The sequence below is a fragment of the Paenibacillus sp. J31R30 genome (assembly GCF_059692115.1).
This window is the reverse complement of record NZ_JCAUAV010000001.1, coordinates 474,910-495,320: the sequence shown is the minus strand read 5'-3', so window position 1 is coordinate 495,320 and position 20,411 is coordinate 474,910. Positions and strand designations below refer to the sequence as shown.

Annotated in this window: 8 protein-coding genes; 1 reads left to right on the top strand and 7 read right to left on the bottom strand. The window is 46.8% G+C overall.

All coding sequences use genetic code 11. The features are described from left to right. Nucleotides 1-55: 55 nt before the first annotated feature. Nucleotides 56-2,083: a beta-galactosidase gene (locus AC58QO_RS01605; protein ID WP_497263437.1), complete on the bottom strand. Its 2,028-nt coding sequence runs from the start codon at nt 2,081-2,083 to the stop codon at nt 56-58. 121 nt (nt 2,084-2,204) lie between these two features. Between AC58QO_RS01605 and AC58QO_RS01600 the strand changes: the two genes are divergently transcribed. Beyond that, complete coding sequence (locus tag AC58QO_RS01600) at nt 2,205-3,026, top strand: helix-turn-helix domain-containing protein (RefSeq protein ID WP_497263435.1); 822 nt, start codon at nt 2,205-2,207, stop codon at nt 3,024-3,026. 103 nt (nt 3,027-3,129) lie between these two features. Here AC58QO_RS01600 and AC58QO_RS01595 read toward each other — a convergent pair whose 3' ends face one another. From AC58QO_RS01595 to AC58QO_RS01570, 6 genes are all read right to left on the bottom strand, one after another. Beyond that, a complete protein-coding gene (locus AC58QO_RS01595; protein ID WP_497263433.1) occupies nt 3,130-6,183 on the bottom strand; it encodes a glycosyl hydrolase in 3,054 nt (1,017 codons plus the stop codon). Nucleotides 6,184-6,304: 121 nt separating this feature from the next. After that, a complete protein-coding gene (locus tag AC58QO_RS01590) occupies nt 6,305-8,518 on the bottom strand; it encodes a helix-turn-helix domain-containing protein (RefSeq protein WP_497263431.1) in 2,214 nt (737 codons plus the stop codon). Nucleotides 8,519-9,011: 493 nt separating this feature from the next. Next, nucleotides 9,012-11,429 (bottom strand): alpha-L-rhamnosidase-related protein, encoded by a 2,418-nt coding sequence (locus tag AC58QO_RS01585; protein WP_497263429.1) that lies wholly within the window; start codon nt 11,427-11,429, stop codon nt 9,012-9,014. A gap of 16 nt (nt 11,430-11,445) precedes the next feature. Next, entirely contained in the window at nt 11,446-12,939 is a 1,494-nt protein-coding gene (locus AC58QO_RS01580; protein ID WP_497263427.1) for a glycoside hydrolase family 28 protein, read from the bottom strand. A gap of 141 nt (nt 12,940-13,080) precedes the next feature. Continuing rightward, nucleotides 13,081-16,650, bottom strand: coding sequence for a polysaccharide lyase 8 family protein (locus tag AC58QO_RS01575; protein ID WP_497263425.1), 3,570 nt, complete (start codon nt 16,648-16,650; stop codon nt 13,081-13,083). A gap of 191 nt (nt 16,651-16,841) precedes the next feature. Next, nucleotides 16,842-20,402, bottom strand: a complete 3,561-nt coding sequence (locus AC58QO_RS01570; RefSeq protein WP_497263423.1) for a polysaccharide lyase family 8 super-sandwich domain-containing protein — start codon at nt 20,400-20,402, stop codon at nt 16,842-16,844. Nucleotides 20,403-20,411: the final 9 nt, after the last annotated feature.

The window sequence follows — 20,411 nt, the reverse complement described above, 5'->3', positions numbered from 1 at the left end:
GTAGGACACTTTGAAGTAAAGTGCCCCACTAATAAGTCATAATTGTTTGTTGTTGCTAAGTAGCAATAATAAGTACAGCTTTAGGCGCAAGATTAACTTCACGTTCCATAAACTTCCCGGAAATTAAATCCGTCCCCTTCACGTCTCCCAACGAAATAAGTGTATCTTGATCATTATGATTCAAAATAAACACGAATGCATCGTCATTGTGGGCCGTTCTTGTTGAAACCTCAACCCCGGACACAGGTGAAATTGGTGCCGTAATTCCTTTATCTCGGCACAAATTGCCAAGCAGACCTTGTAAGAAGGCTGGCTCTGGACTTGAGGCTACATACCAAGCTTGGCCAGCTCCGTATGTATTCACCGTAAGTGCAGGCATGCCTTGATAGAAATCCTTGCCATAGACGGCTTTCACTTCTGCGCCTTCAGCATGGATTAAATCGCATAGAATGCCGCATTGGTAGCTGCCGTCAAGCCCTCCCCATTGCTCATTCAGCTGGATTTGGTTGCTCTGTTCGGGGAACAATGCATCGATCTCCTCCGCCCAAATACCAAGAACCTTCCGCAGTTCGCCTGGATAACCGCCAAGCGTTACGCGATCATGCTCATTGACGATGCCGCTGAAGAAGGTAGTAAGAAAGGTTCCGCCGGCATGAACGAACTCTTCCACACGTTGGGCATATCCCGCTTTCACCATATAAAGAACAGGTGCAATGACGATATCATAGCCAGCAAGATCCGTCGTGGTGCCAATGAGATCAACTTGAATATTTTGCTGGAAAAGGGCGTCATAATATTTATGCACTTCATCGATATAATTCAGGGCGATTGTAGGACCGCTCGAGAGCCCGACAGCCCAGCGGTTTTCCCAATCGAACACAATGCCGACACGTGCTTTGACTCTTGCGTCCAGTACTTTATCTGATAGTCGCTCAAGCTCATGCCCTAGCTCCGCGCACTCTCGAAATACGCGTGTATGTTCATGTCCAACATGCTCAATGACTGCCCCATGGAACTTCTCACAAGCACCTGCGGAACGACGGAGTTGGAAAAATAAGACAGTATCCGCTCCGTGTGCAACCGCTTGATAGCTCCAAAGCTTCATGACGCCTGGACGCTTCAACGAGTTATACTTCTGCCAATTCTGTTGACTAGGTGTTTGTTCCATCAGCATGAACGGTTGACCGTCCTTCAGTCCACGCATGAGATCATGTGTCATGGATGTCAGACTGATCGGCGTATCCAAAGACGGATAGTTGTCCCATGAGATCACGTCTAAATACGGCGCCCATTTGAAATAATCCAATTCTTTGTAAAGACCCATTAAATTCGTGGTTATAGGTGCTTCTGGGCAATGACGTCTGATCGCGTTATACTCCAATTTATAGCAATCTAGCAAGCTATCGGACATAAATCTGCGATAATCTAATGAAATTGACTGAAAGAAGGAACGATCACCAGGCGTTTCCTCCGTAAGCGCATTAGGCGGCACAATTTCTTCCCAGTCGTAGAATGTGTGACCCCAGAATCCTGTATACCAAGCTTGATTTAATTGATCTAACGTCGTATATCGTTCTTGCAGCCAAGTGCGAAATGCGCCAGCGCAATTATCACAGTAGCAATATCCGCCATATTCATTGGATACGTGCCAAATCAGAATGGCTCCATGATTTTTGTAGCGTTCAGCTAACTTGTCAGCTATACGCTCCGAATACGTACGGAACGTGGGACTATTGGGACATGAATTATGCCTTTTGCCAAATTTACGTTGGCGTCCTTCAAAATCCACCCGACAAACATCCGGATATTTCCTTGCCATCCACGCCGGGTGAGCACCTGTACTTGTAGCTAAACAAATGTAGGTTCCATTGGCATGGAGACGCTCGATGATCTCATCCAGCCATGTAAAATCATACGTATCTTCATTCGGTTGTGATAGCGCCCACGAGAATACATTGATTGTCGCAACATCAATCCCCGCAAGTTTAAACATCCGCAAATCTTCATCCATGACCTCTTTATCCCATTGCTCCGGATTGTAATCCCCACCATACCAGATCTTAGGCAGCTTTGTATGTATCACGCTTCGCACCTCTTCATTTGAATTTCATATAAGAATAAATACATTATATTGGATTCATATTCATGTTAAAATATAATATATTTGCATCCCAATATAAGAAAATGGAACAGGATGAGTCGATATGCATACCCGATTTCTATTAACACCTAAATCAGCTCAACCTTACCCCTTATTTATCGATAGCATCGGTCATCATGAAGATCAAGAAACACGCATCAGAGATGAAGGCTTTCCTTATTATCATTGGTTGCAAACTTATGCGGGCGAAGGGGAGTTTGTGATGGACAACAGGAAGGTTCGTTTGCCGAAAGGAACAGGCGTGCTTTTGCTCCCAGGCGTACCGCATTCTTATTATGCCGTCACCGATACTTGGTGCACACAGTATGTCACGTTCGGAGGCAACTGTGTACACACGATCTTAAGCACATTAGAAATGTTGGAGTCCGCCCTTTTCCGTTGGGATGCCGAAGGTCCTTTACATTCAGCTCTCTCAGATATATTGACTAACTTGGCGTCCAAAGCCGATTACTCTGGCTACGATGCCTCCGCAGATTTGTATCATTTTTTGATTCAAATTAAAAAGCACGCCCAAATCAATAAGCGCACCTCGATTGGCAATCAGATGCTTCATTTGCAGCCCTTAACGGAATGGCTAGAAGCTCACTTCGCGAATCCAAATACCGGGATTGAACAAATGGCTGCTGTTCTTGGAGTCACACCGAGACATATGAATACGTTGTTTCAGCATGCTTTCGGCCTTTCACCTTACGCTTACCTCATTATGATGCGGCTTCGCAAATCCAAAGAGATGCTGCTTAGCGACCGACATCAAGCGATTAAAGATATTGCTGCTCACGTAGGTTTTCGTGATGTGAGTCACTTTATTGCCAGCTTCCGCAAGCAAGTCGGGTTTACACCGGAGCGATTTAGAGAGATGAATTGAGCAGTTATTACGTTCAGGTTACTCCTTAGAGTTAGCCTGCTTGAATCACGAAAAAAGGGGTGAGCTTCGCTCACCCCTTTTTCCTTTGTTCATCAACGCGACACTACTTCACCACAATACTTGGCGCCACGCGTAGCCCGAAACGAACAAACGTATAGCGGTCTACATACATCGAGACACCCTGAGGAATCCCTTTGTCCGTCCAGCCGGGTGTATTCGTGAAGCTAGATGGACCGACTTTATAAATCTCACCATGGATATGATGATGAGGTCCAAGAAGATTACGGCAGCTATTCGTAAGCTCGAGCTCGATACGATTCTCGCCTGTGACCAGCCACTCGCTAATATCGGCTTCATACGGTTCCCATAGGAATGTTCGAACTTCGTGACCATTGATCCACAGCTTACTGACGGCGGCATGGGGTGCTTCTCCAAACCTCCACGTTGCGCTTGCCCCTTCGTTCCAATCCAACACAACTTGCTGCTGTAAGCGAATCTTGCCTGCGAAGAAAGGAAACCCTTGCTGAGCCAAATCAGCTGTATCTACAACAGAAGGAAGCTCCGCGAGAACAAAAGGTCCCTCCGTTTGAACAGCATTTCGTTCACCAAATGCATAGCTGGAGGTAGACTCAACGCCAAACTCACCCAACAGGTAGATACTTTCAATCTCCATATCAAAAGTTAATTTATTGCCTTCTGATTCAAATTGCTTGGCATTTTCAATCGCTTGATAGATCTCAGGAGAATTAGCGAAATTGGTTCGCAATCGAATGTGGTTCTCCCCTTTATGAACCTTGCCGCTGATGTCGATTTTGTGGAAAGCCACATCTCTCCAAGTGCCGCAGCTTACAGAGGAGACAGCCATTCCGTTAACTTCAATTTCGAATAAATCAGGTCTTTCCATCACAACATGTAACGTACGGTCATACCCCGTTTCCCAGCCAACCTGGAATGGAAAGTCTAATTCAATCAGGACAGGTCGACCAAACGCCAATAATTGTTCTTGCAAAAGAATGACCGGCTGCGGTTGTGACCATTCGCCATCCTCCACACGTAAGCGACACGTGTCTAAAGTGAGGCTGTTTGGCGTGACGGAAACGACGTTCCAACTAGGATTTAGCATACATAGTGGTGAGAATGCGTTCTCCCCCGTGCCAGCGGCTTGCCCCATTCTCTCAGGTAGCTGTCCCATGTGAGGCTCTAGCCTAAGCATATAGGATTGTCCTGGATGAAGCGGAAGCTGAACCCGAATGCCATCGACTGTTTCTTCCTGTTCAAGGGCGCCTACCTCACCGCTCGCAAGGTCAATAACGCTCACTTTCCCTTTGTGAAGCAGCTCGATCTCAACCTGAGCATAGCGCTCTTGACCGGAGTTGACGACATAGTACAAGCGTGAACCCTGGAGCTCCAAGGTTTGCACGTTGACGGTATCCACAGCGATCGTAGCTCCGCTCTCGTCCGTCATCCGAATCGAAGGCGCACTCACCTTCGTTATCGCGCTGACGATGGCTTCCGCCGACCAGTCCGGCTTGTTCGCTTGCGCGAGCAGCTGCTCGAGTTCACGGTCTAGTTCACCCTCAACGAACTGAGGGTATGGTGCAGTAGCAATCAATTGCCCGCCTTGCAGAACGAATTGCTTCAACAGCTCTAGTGTCGTGCGGCTTATCGCAACACTTGGCGGCAGTACAATAACACGATAAGCCGCTTCCCCGATGACGAACTGACCATCCTTCACGAAGCCGTGCCCCTCGATGATACTTTCACTGCCGTAATCATGCTCGACAAAGGCTTGGCACATCCAGCGGGACAGCCCCGCGAAAGCCTCGTGATATGGCGGAATGTCAGAGCGATCTACTCCGCGCTGTAAGGTCCATGCACTGCGAATCGGATGCAAGAGCAGTACCTCGACTTGTCTGGTTCCCTCTGATAGCAGCATTGACAATCTAGCGAAATAATCATTAAAGCTCTTATAATCATCCCACCAAGGCTGCTGGACGAACAAGGAAGGCGGGTAATCCCGCTTCCGCAGGCCCTTCAAGCTATAGCTCTGCAGATGCTGGCAAATCATCGTAATGCCATGGACGAACTGCCATTCACCAATTCGCTTCAAATCCTCGAAGCTAATATCCCAACCTGAACAACCGAAGCTTTCGGTGATCGTATGCTTTTTCCCGAGCTGATGAGCCACCGATCCTACCTGCTTAGGAACAATCGGCTCTTCACTAATAAACCGACCAAGCCAATCACAGCCTGGCATGTGTAAATGTTCATAAAACGCCATGGGATCCCCAACAGAAGTTACCTGAATCATCAGCGCTTGCTCGTCTACCACATGTCCCGTGAATGACCAGCCCTTACTTTCACACCAATCGCCAATTTGCTTAGCATAAGCCTTCGTGAACATGGCGGTTACGCACGCCCAATAGTCATATCTGGCTTTCGCACAATCAGCTGTTTGGAGGAACAGAGCTGGCAAAATTTCTTTCAAATCATACCCATTCGCAGCGTGAAAAGCAGCCTCTATTTCAAATGACCATGGCAAGTGCCCACGCGCAAATTGGGGCTCATCCGTGAAAAAGCCTTTGATCACATCGCCGAACTCTTCCCCGAAGCGCTCCCAATAAATTTCATAGGTGGAGTCTATGAACGCTTGAACCGCCATCATACTTAGGGAATCTATATAAAATGGATTCACTTCATAATAGATTCGAAGCTGGGCCTTCCCCTCATCATCCTGCCCTAGCAACCGATATCCGTTCTCCGTCAGCTCATAGTAAGCAATCGTATAATCTACTGGGGTTTGGAATGGTGCGTGTTCATACACCAGCTTTTTCTGCTGATACGCGAGCCCTTTGCTAGGCACCTTGCCATCAGCGAATCCGCTCGGCCATCCATTTTCATCATACAGCCATGATGTCATGCCTAGTTCTTTACCTTTTACAATGCAGGCACGAATCGCTTCCATCCACTCCTCACCCATATAGGGGGTTTGCAGTCCACCTCTCGCATGCATGAAAAAGCCGCCGATCCCCGCTTTATGCATCTCTTCAATCTGTCGTACTAATTCAGCGGTCTCCAATTTATCATTCCATGACCAAAAAGGGATGGACCGATACTCATTGGGGGGATGAAGCAATTGTTCCCATATATTTGACATAAAAACCTCCGAAAGTAAGAGTAGGTGAAAGGCAACATCGCGTCACTTTTCACTCACTTTACCTACTTCGGAGGTTCTCTTCAATCTACAATTCTTTGTTCAGTTAACATGTATGTCGAACCTATTGATGAACTTTTCGATAATCGCCTGGCGTTGTGCCAATCATTTTCTTGAAAGCTCGAATAAAGGACATTTGATGCAAATAGCCAACTTTCTCCGAAATTTCTTGTATAGGCAGAGATGTCGTTCTTAGCAATTCCTTCGCATGCTCCATCCGTATTTGACACAGATAGACAACGAACTTCTCCCCAAAATCTTCTTTGAATAACGTACTTAAACTGGACGAGTTCATGTTAAATTGTTCGCTAAGGCTCGATAAAGAGAGGTCCGGATCGCTGAAATTAGTTTCAATGTAATTTCTGACCTTTTGCACCACACCGTGATTTCCCTTGCTCTCACGAATGGCTTCCATCTTTTTCGCACAAGAAGAAATCGTTGCTGAATAAAAGGATTCCAACTCATCCAGCGTTTCGAGCGTCTCCATATTTTCATCCCAAGGTGTCCGGAATTCCCGATTCCATAAGTCTTGGTATTCAGGAGGCAGCTCCATCATTTCCCGATAGAAATAATAGTTCATATAGCTGAGAATGCCGCTGATCTCTTCTTTGGGAAGCATCAATCTGCGCAATCCTTCAAAAAGCAGCTTCAACTGCTCCTGCCACCCATCGTTGGCAACGCGGAAGGCTTGAGCAATTGTCCGTACATACTGGAGGTACACGTAAAGATCATCATGTGACAACAGTTCAATTTCCCAGTGGCCGATGACCCGATTACTTCCAAGCGCAGACTTGTAATCCAGCGCCCTTGCCGCCAATTCATAAGATTGAGAGATCGACTGCACATCCGTTACGGTAGACCCCAAACCAAATGTCACGGTTAACTTCAAATTATCCTGCAACCATTGACGAACTTGATCCGTCAGCGTTAACAACAGTGACTCCATACGAGTCTCATGCTGTTCCTCCAGAACAATCATACATAACCGATGGTTGGTGACCCATTCCTGCCAAATGCGCAAACCGCGGGCTTCCGCCGTTTCTTCTACGACTTTTTTCAAAATATACTTAAATAGCCCCTGATCTTCACGTGAATGCCCACTAATAAACTCAATATATTTATCAATTTCGACAATACTAACTGCCGCACCGCCCAATTGCTTCATGCCGAGCTCCGCCATCTCATTGTTCCACTCGAACTGATCTATCGAACGGTTGCCATCCACGACTTCATGAAATAGCTGTACGCGACGATACTTCTGATTCACGAGACTCTGATTCTGATACTCCTCGCTGACCTCAATGATGCTGCTGAGCGTGTAATCAATATAACTAAGCTCATCCACCGTAGGTCCTTGAATCGGATGCTCTTTATGTACCTGATTGTACTTCTCAATTCGCGACATGATCGTTTCAATCGGCTTATAATTTTTACGGGTAATATACACAATCCAGCCTATCGCTAGCAGGAGTCCCAGGAAGCCAACAATAAACCAACCACTCTTCATATAGTTAAAAATATTGCCCAGCTCTTCCTTCTTCAGCGAGCTCGTATAGGTCCAACCTGTGTAGTTGGATATGATTGTGATATCATCAACCTTGGGATCCTTGCCTTTTTGTTCATATATCTTCTGTCCTTGACTATCTTTAAGAGCAATCTGATTCACTTCAGATATACCATACTTGCTTAGGAATTCTTGAATGGCGCCAACTTTCACATTAATAACAAACATAGCGATACCTTTACTTTGCAAAGGAATACCCCTGGCCATGGAAATGACTGATCCTTCCAGATTCCCATCTTTTAACATTCGATAGGGACGGGGCAGACTCCAGCTAGCTAGCTCAGGATGATCGATATGACTTTCAATGAATTGTTTGTCTCCAAAAAAATCGACATGCAGTTTTGTTTTATCACTTATTACCGTCCCATCACCTGCTCTATACAAATAGGCAGAATCAATCCATGGATTGGTAGCTGTTAAGCTCTGAAGCAACCGAGAAAGCTCAATAAAAAAGTTAGTATCACTTTGCATCCCAGCGAATGTCATCATGTTAACATTGCGAGTTATCGTTTCAAGCATCATCATTTCAATGGAGTTCAACGACATGTCGATGCTATTCTGTATATTTTGCACATAAACGCCACTGGATTTCAGCGCCTCTTTACGGGATAAATCGTTTAATTGAACAACTCCGATAAATACGAATAAACAGACGATTATAATAAGCACAGGAACGTAGGAAAGTAGCAAGCGATGGAACCAATTTCTTCTCAAGTTGGGCTCTCTCCTTCATCATATAAGGGTTTCTATTTTACTATTCTATCCTCGATGTGATGAAGGAGCAATATACAACCTTTCGCGGAGTTAACATTTGTGCTTACTAGACCGAGTTTATATAGTTGGGTGACACCTGAGACCACTTTTGACTCTCGTAATTCGATTTTTTCGACTTACGAGACTCCTTTAGCCACTCTCATCATGCGTAACTCGATTTTTTCGACTTACGAGACTCCTTTAGCCATTCTCATCATGCGTAACTCGATTTTTTCGACTTACGAGACTCCTTTAGCCACTCTCATCACGCGTAACTCGATTTTTTCGAGTTGCGAGACTCCTTTGGCCACGCTAATCACGCGTAACTCGATTTTTTCGAGTTACGAGACTCCTTTGGCCACGCTCATCACGCGTAACTCGATTTTTTCGAGTTAGGCGAAGCTAGGAGTGCCTCCACTTAGACTATCTCCTAGCAGCAAAACTTCATTTTCCTTCATAACAGAAACTTATACTCATTCCGCCCTTGATTCAATGCATAACTCGCATCGCCCCAAACCAACGCGCCGGGCAAATCTTGCGGTAATGTAACTTCAACGAGCCACTGGCTTTCCTGACGCTCCACTTTCACTTCAATAAACCCATTCTGGTGCGGCAGCTTGCCGTGCAGACTTGTTAATGATCCTAGCTGCGGACGAATAACGACCGATGTAAAACCCATCGATGCCGGGCGAATGCCTAGCAAGTTGGTGTACAGATGATAGATCGGGTGAGCGCCCCACGCATGACAGTCTGAACGCGTCGAGTCTAGAAAAATTTCCGGCGTCGTTTTAAGTCCATTCGCTTCCATGCCAAACCATGGCTCGAGTCGGACCAGCAGCTCATCCACGTGTCCAGCTGACGCTAACGCATCGAATGTATAATGATCGAAATAGACGCTCGTGCGCATCAAGTCGGTAGCTTTGAGCATTTCAGGTACGAGGCGACAGTTGCGTTCAAGTGAAATCGACTCGCACAACAAGGAAAGCACCTGAGGGTGCTCCGAGTAATACTGATGACCAGTATCGTCAGCAAACAGCCCTCGCTCCTCATTCCAAAACAGCTTCTCGACCACGCTGCTTAGTTCTTTCGCTTGCCGTAGTGCTCGAGATTCCAGCTCCGACTCGCCTAAATAAGCTTCAAGCTTGGCGACCAGCTCCAACGTATGAATCATCTGTAAATTGTAGGCCGCGTTCAAGCGATCCGCTCCATGCGGCGGTGTACCGGAGCTCCATGCCTCGGAAGGTGCGGTCTGCCAGTCCATGAAGTTCCACGAAATCGGCAACTTTACTGCCCCATTCGCTGAACGGTGGAGCAGTAACCGATCCAGTTCATCACGAACGCTACTCATCGTGAAACGAACCCATGCCGTGTCTCCTCTCCACAGGGCATAATCGTAGACCATCGCCACCCACCACAAGGAGAAGGAGGAAATATGCTTCCCACCTTGATCTGGGTAAGCGCAGTTCACAAGTCCGAGATGGTTGTTGCGCGAAGCTCGGAACATATCCAAAGCTTTTCGGGGTAATCGATCATCGAGCGTGCTCACAAAGGTAACCAGCGACTGAATGCGGGTGTCCCCCACATACATGAGCTGCTCCCAAAAAGGGCAATCCATATACGTTTCATGTGCACACATTTGCAGTGTCCTGAAAGACGGGGTAACGATTTGATTTAAGCGTTCGTCACTACACTGAATCGAGCCTTCCAATTCCAAGGGATATCGCGTTTCCAGCAGTTTAAATTCATTAAAGTAAAGCGCTTCGCTGTCCGTTTCCACGATTAGCTCGCCATAACGTCCCGCATGCCACCATAGTGTATCGAAGCTCCGGCTGGGTCCGCCATCCGGACGAAACGTTTCACCGATACCTTTAAACCATTTACCCTTAATCTCGTTCCGATTCGTCTTGCGTCCACCTTGCGCTTCATCGTACAAGGATTCCTCCCAATGAAGTCGAATGACGGAGCCTTTCCCTCCCGATACGATAAGCTCAGGATAGAAGCAATAGTAATTACCTAAATCGATAATGACGCGTCTTCGGGTATAAGCAGGAATGAACATCGGTTGTCCCGTAAGCAAATCATGCCAACTCTTGTGTTCATCTAGGACATCGCGACTTACGTCGATCGGTTGTCCCTCTGATTCTAGGATACCTGCTTGCTCCACAAAGCGAACAGCATTAGGCGTAAACCGAACCTCTTGCATCGCAGGCAAGGTAGATGGGTTCATAAGTCGCTGTACCGACGTAAAATGGTAATTATCTAACCTATGGTAAACTTTCTCACTCGGCTGTACCGGAAGCCAACCTTCGCCTCCTCCAGCCAAGGCATCCCAATTAAAAGCAAAACCATCAATAGCCAGCTTTGCGCCTGTACCGATGCCGGAGTGTGTAGGAATGAATCGATAGCCCGGCATTGGCTTCGCTTCCCACTGCGCAACGCCGGTACCCATTAAAGGCGCGAGTGCTTCATCATCCGGGCTAAGCAGAAATCCTGGCTGCACGCTGACCTGCGCCCACGGCTTATGCTTGCCAATCGTCCAGCAGCGGGCAATCCATTGATGTTCTCCAGCCGGAAGCTCCACCTCATACGTCTCATAAAACCAATTGGTGCGATCTCCACGCTCGCTGCCTCGGCCGATCCTTTTATGATTCAGATACAGCTCATATCTTTCGTCGCCAGATACGTGAACCCTAATTCGACGAGCCACACTTAGCGTAAATTTGCAACGGTACACGATGACATAGGGAGGTTTGTCAGCCTCTGCACATGTCACCCAACGGCATGGCCAACCCGAAGCCTGTTCCCACGGTTTTTGGGATTGATTTTGTGCGATTTGTCCGCTATAGGGTAAGTCAGAAAGCAGTATGCGCAATTAGAACACTTCCTTCTCATCGGATATCATTTAAAACGTATAGCTCGGCATTGCGGATATTCATTTCATCCAACGTAGCTGCCGGCCTCGTGCTGCCCATCATATAAATTTGATCAAAGGTAACATTTTCGATCAGAAAAGGATCTGTTCCACGCAGCATGGACGGGAGCCGTCCTTGATCACGCACCTTAATATGTTTCAAGATCACTTGGTTGACGGGACCAATCCCTCTTCCACTGTCTTCGATTTCCAAATGCAGCCAATACGGGCCGTTTCTTGTATGAATGACTTGCTCAATATCGATGTTCTCAAAGGTGATATGCTCCGCAGGAAACGTACCAAAGCGGTGGTGAATCGCTAACGCACGACTAGCTTGATAAACGTATCCATTTTTAAAAACGACATTCCTTTGCGCTTGCTCTACGCCCATCCCTACCTTAAATGCCGCGCAGCAGGTCCATGCTACACAATCATCAAACGTCACATGCTCAAGCACTTGAGGCGATCCCGGCCAATTTTTAGCTATATCCGTTGCTTCATTCCAGGTTTTCGTTGAAAACGGGTCATCCTCCGAAATCGCAATGGTATGTGTAACCAGCACGTGCTGTGACTCTACGATATCAATGGCGTCATCCTCATAATCGACCAGCGATTGAAAGCCCTTATAATTCGCAATCTTGACATGATTAGAGCGAGTGGGAATGAGCGCCCAGAGACCGGCATCTCGACCTATAATGCCATCGATCGTAAAGTTGGATGTAGCTATAGGCACAATTAAATTGCTAACAAAGTTTTGATTCGCTCTCAGCCAGGAACCGTTCCCATCAATCGTACCTCTCCCTGTGATCGCAATATTCGTGGAGTTGGCTTCTGTTTGGATGAGCCAAGTTCCGTCCAGGTTTAGACTATCTTTATGAAAATCAATCGTATACTCCTCTTTATGATCGGTCGCTCTAAGCACGGCTCCTCCTTGCAGATAGAGGGTAACATGGCTTTTTAGGATCAGATTGCCGATCAGGAATACGCCTTCGGGCACATACACTACGCCACCACCAGTTGAGCTTGCAACATTGATAGCATCTTGAATCGCTGTGGTCGCCATCGTTGTCCCCGTGTGGTCAGCACCATAATCGGTGACCACATGATAAATGCTGTCACCAGTTGAAGGTGGAGCGTTCACTTCTAAAGGATCTGCGACGAGGACGAGTTCCTTTAAATTGTTGATTTTCACAATGAGATAACGTGACTCATTCAGATCGAAGGTTAGCTCATTTCCAATTACATTCCCTTGAATCTCAAACGCTAACGGACTTATTGAATACGTATCGATCGGCTCGCACACCGTAATGGTAAGGGTCGCACTGCCAGAAAAGGAGAAATGAGCGTAATCATAATCACGATCCGTCAAAAATGAGATCACTGGTATGCCGATTTGATCAGCTTTTACCGAGTAATACGTTGATTCCGAGTAAATGGAAGGCACGGAATAGGTCTCAATCGTTGCAGGCATAACTAATCCTCCTATGCTTCTTAGCTAACAGGTTTAACATACCGAGTTTGATACGGCTCATCAATCTACATTTCTTTGCAGGGTTAACATGCATGAGAATACAAAGAAACCTGTGAGATCCTCAGGCTTCTTTGTTGAAAGTTATGGATTATAGCTCACTTTGACATCATCCACGCTCATAGTGCTCGCGTTGCCGCCGATCGACGAGCCCAACTTGTCGACCTTGGTCACCCCAGCGTAGCGATAACTCCATTGCGAACCACGCAACTCACCATTCACGTAGACATCGAACTTTTTCGTGGCTGTGTTAATAATTACTTTCAGATGATAAGGCTCACCGTTCGTGGTTGAGGTCTGAATGTTCGTTTGAGTCCCACCATTGTAGCCCCAAATTCTGCCGGCTTGCATAATGAGATGCGCAGCACTGTTGTTGGAAGTGAGGCTGCTGTCAGAGATGACTAACGCATTTTTCCAATTGTCATCATCGGCGATCACAGTCGCTTCTGCAATCACGGTGCTGTTTGCCGGCGCGGTAAACACCTGATACGCTTCGGCCTTGCCAGTAGTGGACGTTGTTGTCAATTTGACGGATTTGTTCGATCCGCTCACCGTTTGTACGACTCCCGTGTTCCCTGCGACGCCGCCGTTATCGAACACCCAACCGCCTTGCCCATTCAAATTGCCGATCGTCTTGCTGTTAAAGTTATCATTGATGAGGGTAGTTAACGTAAGCGGTGCATGCGATATTTTCACATCATCCACGCTCATTGAACTCGCGTTACCCGCGATGGAGGAAGAGAACTTGTCGAGCGTTGTCACGCCTGTGAAACGATAGTCCCAGCCCGACGCAAGCAGTGCATCGTTGACGTAGACGTCGTATTTTTTCGTTGACGCGTTGATTACGACCTTCAATCGGTACGGCTGACCATTCGTAATTCCCGTTAACACATCGGTTTTGGTGCTGCCGTTGTAACCCCAAATTTTGCCAGCTTGCATGACGAGCTGAGCGGCATTGTTATTAGACGCTATGCTGCTGTCCGAGACAATAAGCGCATTTTTCCAATTGGCATCATCGGCTGTGACAGTCGCTTCCGCTGTGATGTAGCCGTTTTGCGGGGCATTAAACAGACGATAAGCTTCGGCACTTCCGCTTGTTGAGCCTGTTGTTACTTTCAGCGATTTTTCCGTGTTATCTACGTTGGTCGGCTGTACAACAACAGTGTTCGCAGCAACGCCTGCATTATTCATAATCCATCCATGCTGCCCGGTCAACGTGCCAGGCAGCATGTCGTTGAAATCTTCATTCACTGTATAGCCAGTAATCGGAACTCCTGTCGGCGTTGCAAAAAACGCTTTGATGCTTTTGCCCCCAGCTCCGTTCACATTGACCGTGAGCGTCGTCGTACCACCGCTGGTGCTCGTCGTGATTCGTGAGTCCTTATAAGCAACCGGCCCCAGATTTTGCGCAATCGTCAATTGAATCGTGCCCGTATTGGAAAGCGTTGGATCCGATACGGAAACTTCAGTTCCGTTCTCGGTTGTGTGAACCATGACGGACGCCTTTTTGTTGCTGGTGACACCGCTCACTGTTTTAGAAGCATCATTCCAGAAGTTAATTCCGAGTATGCCCAAAGCATTTTCCTTCACAGCCTGCGCATCTGTCGAATTCTCAACTACCGTGATGTCTGGATTTGCGGCATAGGTGTCCAATTGACTGCTAGACTTGCCTGGCAGAAGCACATAGGCATACCCGCTATTCGTTGGATTCGTACCATGATCGAACCATAGATTCATGTAGTTGCGTGTAAAATTCGTCGTGTAATCGGTGCCAAGATTGTATTGATTGATACTCGACCATTGGTCTGTTCTCGCTTCACGCAATCCCTTGATTGTAGTTGTTGTAGGGAAGTAGTAACCGACATCCGAGCCAGCCACACTCCCGGTCAAGTGAATGCGATTTATGCCAGTCATCGTCTCGCTCCACCCGAGTGAAGTCGATTTAGCGGCACCGTTGACCGTGAGCGCATTATTTCCACTGCTGTTCAGCTTGCGGTTATCGACTATCGTTTCGACAACTTTATTGTCCGTAGACGTAATGCCGGAACCTAAATTCACGATTTCATCATCAAACATAAACCAGGATTTCTTCGCTGTGAGATTGTAGCCATTGGCCGTGTATTGCATGCCTGTTGCTCCGTACAAGCCTGCGACTTCTGTGCCTCCGACCCAACTATTCGGATTTTTGGCATTGGCAGTAGCCGTGGTATTCTGATTAACGGTCGTACCTGGCATGCGATAACTATTCACAGTAGGCCAGAAGGAATCTTTATATTGAGTCAAGTCCGAATTATATAGATAGGTCATCCCGTCACCGGTATGCCATCCCCTTAAATTAACTTCATTAACAAGTTCATAATTCCCGATTCGATTGGAAGACATGCTGATACCAAAGGCAAATCCCGGTCTATGGTGCACGGCTCTAGCCATATTCGGGTATTGTTTGTTCATGATCAGCGGTGCTCTTGGCGTAACAGAGGTATCCGCCTCGATAAGCTTCGCTTGGACGATATCACTCATCATGACCAAATCCGCATACTTCGTAGGCGAAGTGGCTTCCAGCAACCATTTTCTAATCATCGATTTGTAGGCAGCCCGATCGCTGGCATTTGGTGCGGACAGTGCCATCCGAACGACGGCAGGCCCAATCGCTTTTATCGAAGTTAATCCTTTATCATCGTCTCTGAAACCAGCAATACCTCTTCCTCTGACATTATCAAACATGGAGTTATTATAATAGAGCGGTTCAAAAGCCGTATAAATCCATTGATAAATGTTATTCACATCCGTATCTACGATATCCCAAGTAGACCCAGCTACGACATACATCAATTTTGTCAAATTATCGAGCAAAGCTGTACCATATCCCCCGTTGTAGGGAATGAGTGCGGTATGCTGAAGAAAGGAACCATCACTGTACACGCCTTCTCCGGAAGTCACATAATCAAATACCGAGCTAAGCTGGTCTCTGCCCTCAATAATTTTGGCGCTATTCTTGACGATAATGCCGCTTTGAATTTTAATGTAGCAAGCCCATACGCGATTGGCTCCAGTTAAGCCGGCACCCCAAACAAGCGCTTGATAATCGATAACGGCATGCCAATTGCTAATCTGGGTTGGGGTTAAACTGTCATATAACCAAGTCGTGATATTATTGATAACTAGCGGTGAAGTAACCTGCCAGTCAAACCAATTGTCGTACCCTCTTTTAGGAATACTGGTATTGTATCTGTTCGTATACATCCAATCCATGGCGCTGATAATATCAGCACGCAATGTTGCGTTGTTTTTCAGGGATGAACCTCTCGTTACATAAGCGAGCGTCATCGCCTCTAAACGTTGATAGCTTTGGGACACGTGCTCCGATTCCGTTGTCGTTGCCAAGTCGCTCCACAGGTACGTTCTTCCTGCACTCTTATTCATCGAATCCCAGTTCGTCTGAGCAAGCGTCGTAATATTCGTGACCTTGACGCTGATGTCCGGGTCACTCGTATCGTACGTCGATCCTCCTGTTGTAAAATCGTACATTTTCGCGCGCAAGGTGTCATACTCGTCTGCCGCATAGGCAGGTTGAACCGGTATTGCCACTACGTTGATTACCAGAGCTAGCACCAATACAAGCGCTTTCAAAAATAGTCCTTTAGCTTTTAACATAAGTAACTCCTCTCATAAATAAATTGTCTCTCCGCTCGGATTATACGTGGCTATTTAACGTTAAAACAATATACAAGAATCCTGTTAATTAAAAGAAAGCTCCTCTTGTACGAATGGATTATGACTAAACCAAACGAATAAAAGAGGAGCATCTGAGTGGACTAGATCTTAAGCTAATCTAACTGAAAGCCTTATGGAATATAGCTTACCTTGACATCATCAACGCTCATCGAGCTGGCGTTGCCGCCAATGGCTGAACCCAGCCTATCGACCTTGGTCAAGCTGGCATAGCGATAATTCCACTGTGAGCCTCGCAGCTCGCCATTCACATAGACATCGAACTTCTTCGTTGCTGTGTTGATGATGACTTTTAGACGGTAGGGTTCACCGTTCGTGGTCGAGGTCACAATGTTCGTTTGAGTGCCACCATTGTAGCCCCAAATTCTGCCGTTTTGCATAATGAGATGGGCGGCAATATTGCTCGAAGTGAGACTGCTGTCAGATACGACCAAGGCATTTTTCCAGTTGTTGTCATCGGCGATGATGGTCGCTTCTGCGATAACCGTACTGTTTGCTGGTGCGGTAAAGCCGTGATACGCTTCGGCTTTGCCGGAAGTGGAGGTTGTTGTTAATTTGACGGATTTATCCGATCCGCTCACCGTCTGCACCACACCTGTATTTCCAGTGATGCCTCCGTTATCGAACACCCAACCGCCTTGCCCATTCAAATTGCCGAGCGTCATGCCGTTAAAATTCTCGTTAATTAAGGAAGTTAACGTAAACGGTGCGTAGGATACTTTCACATCGTCCACGCTCATGGAGCTGGCGTTGCCGGCGATGGAGGTAGAAACCTTATCAAGTGCGGTTACACCCGAGAATCGATAGTTCCAGCCAGAAGCAAGCAGCGCATCGTTGACGAAGACGTCGTATTTTTTCGTAGACGTATTGATGACAACCTTCAAGCGATACGGCTGACCACTCGTAATCCCCGTTAACACATCGGTTTTGGTGCTGCCGTTGTAGCCCCAAATTTTGCCGGATTGCATAACCAATTGCGTGGCGACATTATTGGAAGTCAGGCTGTTGTCCGAGATGATAAGAGCATTCTTCCAATTCGTGTCATCAGCCGTTACCGTTGCTTCCGCTGTGATATAGCCGTCTTGAGGGGCATTAAACAGACGATAAGCTTCGGCACTTCCACTTGTAGAAGCTGTTGTTACTTTCAATGATTTGTCCGTGACAGAGCCATTGTCCTTCTGAACAACTACGGTATTCGTAGTCACACCAGCGTTATTGAAAATCCAACCGTTTTGACCTGTCAGATCACCAGGCAGCATGTCGTCAAAATCTTCATTCACCGTATAGCTGGCAATCGGAACGCCAGTTGGCGTAGCAAAGAATGCCTTGATGCTTTTGCCGCCTGCACCGTTCACATTAATCGTGAGGGTAGTCGTACCGCCACTCGAGCTCGTTGTGATTCTTGAATCCTTATACGCAACTGGTCCCAGATTTTGCGCAATCGTTAATTGAATAGTGCCCGTATTGGACAGTGTTGGATCAGAAACGGAAACCTCCGTTCCATTCTCGCCTGTGCGGACCATGACGGATGCCTTTTTGTTGCTGGTGACACCACTCACCGTTTTGGAAGCATCATTCCAGAAATTAATTCCGAGAATGCCTAGCGCATTTTCCTTCACAGCCTGTGCATCTACCGAGTTCTCAACGACTGTGATGTCCGGATTTGCGACATACGTATCCAACTCCCCGCTTGATTTGCCTGGCAGCGTCACATAGGCATAGGTGCCATTGGTCGGATTCGTGCCGTGATCGAACCAGAAATTCACGTAGTTGCGTGTATAGTTCGTCAAGTATGCTGGATCTGCAGAAAGGTTAATACTATACCAATTGTCTGTTCGCGCCTCGCGCACGCCCTTAATTGTCGCTGCTGTCGGGAAATAATATCCGACATCCGACCCTGCCACATTGCCGGCCAAGTGAATTTTGTTCACGCCAGTCATCGTCTCGCTCCAACCAAGCGTTGTTGATTTAGCAGTACCATTGACCGTAAGCGCATTGTTACCGCTGCTGTTCAACTTGCGATTTTCAACAATCGATTCCACAACCTTGTTGTCTGTGGACGTAATGCCTGCACCCAGGCTCACGATTTCATCATCAAACTGGAACCAAGATTTCTTCGCAGTGAGATTGTAACCATTGGCGGTGTACTGCATACCCGTAGCTCCGTACAAACCGGAGATTTCCGTGCCGCCAACCCAAGAATTCGGGTTTTTCGCATTAGCAGTTGCCGTTGTGTTCTGGTTAACGGTCGTACCAGTCAAGCGATAGCTGTTTACCGTAGGCCAGTAAGCATCCTTGTACTGGGTCAAATCGGAATCCATGAGATAAGTCATCCCGTCACCCGTATGCCAGCCTTTTAAATTCTCATTGTTAATGAGTTCATAATTCCCGATTTTATTCGAAGACATACTGATACCAAAAGCGAATCCTGGTCTAAGGTGAATCGCTCTAGCCATGTTCGGGTATTGTTTGTTCTTGACAAGCGCATCTCTCATCGTAACCGAAGGATCGCTCATGATTTGTTTCGCTTGCACGATGGAGCTAATCATCACCAAATCAGAATACTTGGTAGGTGACGTAGCCTCCGTCATCCACTTTTTAACCATGGATTTAAACACTGCGCGATCATCGGCGGAAGGGGCGGACAAAGCCATCCTAGCCACAGCAGCACCTAACGTCCCCATCGACGTTAATCCCAAATCATCGTTTCCTTTTCTTGAAATGTTTCGTCCTTTGACCATCTCAACCATGGATGTATTATAAAATAGCGGTTCAAAAGCATTGTAAATCCATTGATAAATGTTATCGACATCCGGGTCTGTAATATCCCATGTGGAACCTGCGATGATATACATCACCTTGGTCAAATTATCAATCAAGTTAATACCATAGCCACCGTTATAAGCAATGAGGGCCGTATGCTGAAGGAACGATCCGTCGCTATACATGCCTTCGCCAGAAGTCACATAATCGAATACCGAACTAAGCTGGTCTCGACCTTCAATGATCTTGGCACTGTTCTTCGTAATAATTCCGCTCATAATTTTAATGTTACAAGCCCATACACGATTTGCTCCAGTCAGACCTGCGCTCCATTGAAGCGCCTGATAATCGATTACCTCATGCCAATTGGCAATCTGAGTGGCAGTTAAACTGGAATAAATCCAAGTTGTAATGTTATTGATGCTCAGTGGTGAGGAGATTTGCCAGTCAAACCAATTGTCATAACCTCTTTTAGCCACACTCGTGTTATATCTGTTCGTGTACATCCAATCCATGCCGCTAATAATATCAGCTAACATGGCTGAGTTGCCTTGAAGGGAGGAACCTCTCGTTACATAAGCTAGCGCCATCGCCTCTAGACGTTGGTAGCTTCCGGAAACATGCTCCGATTCCGTTGTCGTGGCCAAATCACTCCACAAATAAGTTCTCCCTGTGCTTTTATTCAGCGTATCCCAGTTTGTTTGTGCAGCTGTCGTAATGTTGGTGATCTTGCCGCTGATGTCTGGATCCTCAGGATCGTAGCTCGGGCCTCCCATCGTAAAATCATAAAACTTCGCTCGCAACGTGTCATACTCATCTGCCGCATAAGCAGGGTTCATTGGCAGTGCATTCAGGGTAACCATCATAGCGAGAACCAATAAAAGCGCCTTCAATAAACGTAACTTAATCATTAATTATCC

What these genes read in the sequence shown, in the direction of transcription:
- AC58QO_RS01600 (WP_497263435.1), top strand. Translation starts at nt 2,205, where the DNA reads ATGCATACCCGATTTCTATTAACACCTAAATCAGCTCAACCTTACCCC.
- AC58QO_RS01595 (WP_497263433.1), bottom strand. Translation starts at nt 6,183, where the DNA reads ATGTCAAATATATGGGAACAATTGCTTCATCCCCCCAATGAGTATCGG.
- AC58QO_RS01580 (WP_497263427.1), bottom strand. Translation starts at nt 12,939, where the DNA reads ATGCCTGCAACGATTGAGACCTATTCCGTGCCTTCCATTTACTCGGAA.
- AC58QO_RS01575 (WP_497263425.1), bottom strand. Translation starts at nt 16,650, where the DNA reads ATGTTAAAAGCTAAAGGACTATTTTTGAAAGCGCTTGTATTGGTGCTA.
- AC58QO_RS01570 (WP_497263423.1), bottom strand. Translation starts at nt 20,402, where the DNA reads ATGATTAAGTTACGTTTATTGAAGGCGCTTTTATTGGTTCTCGCTATG.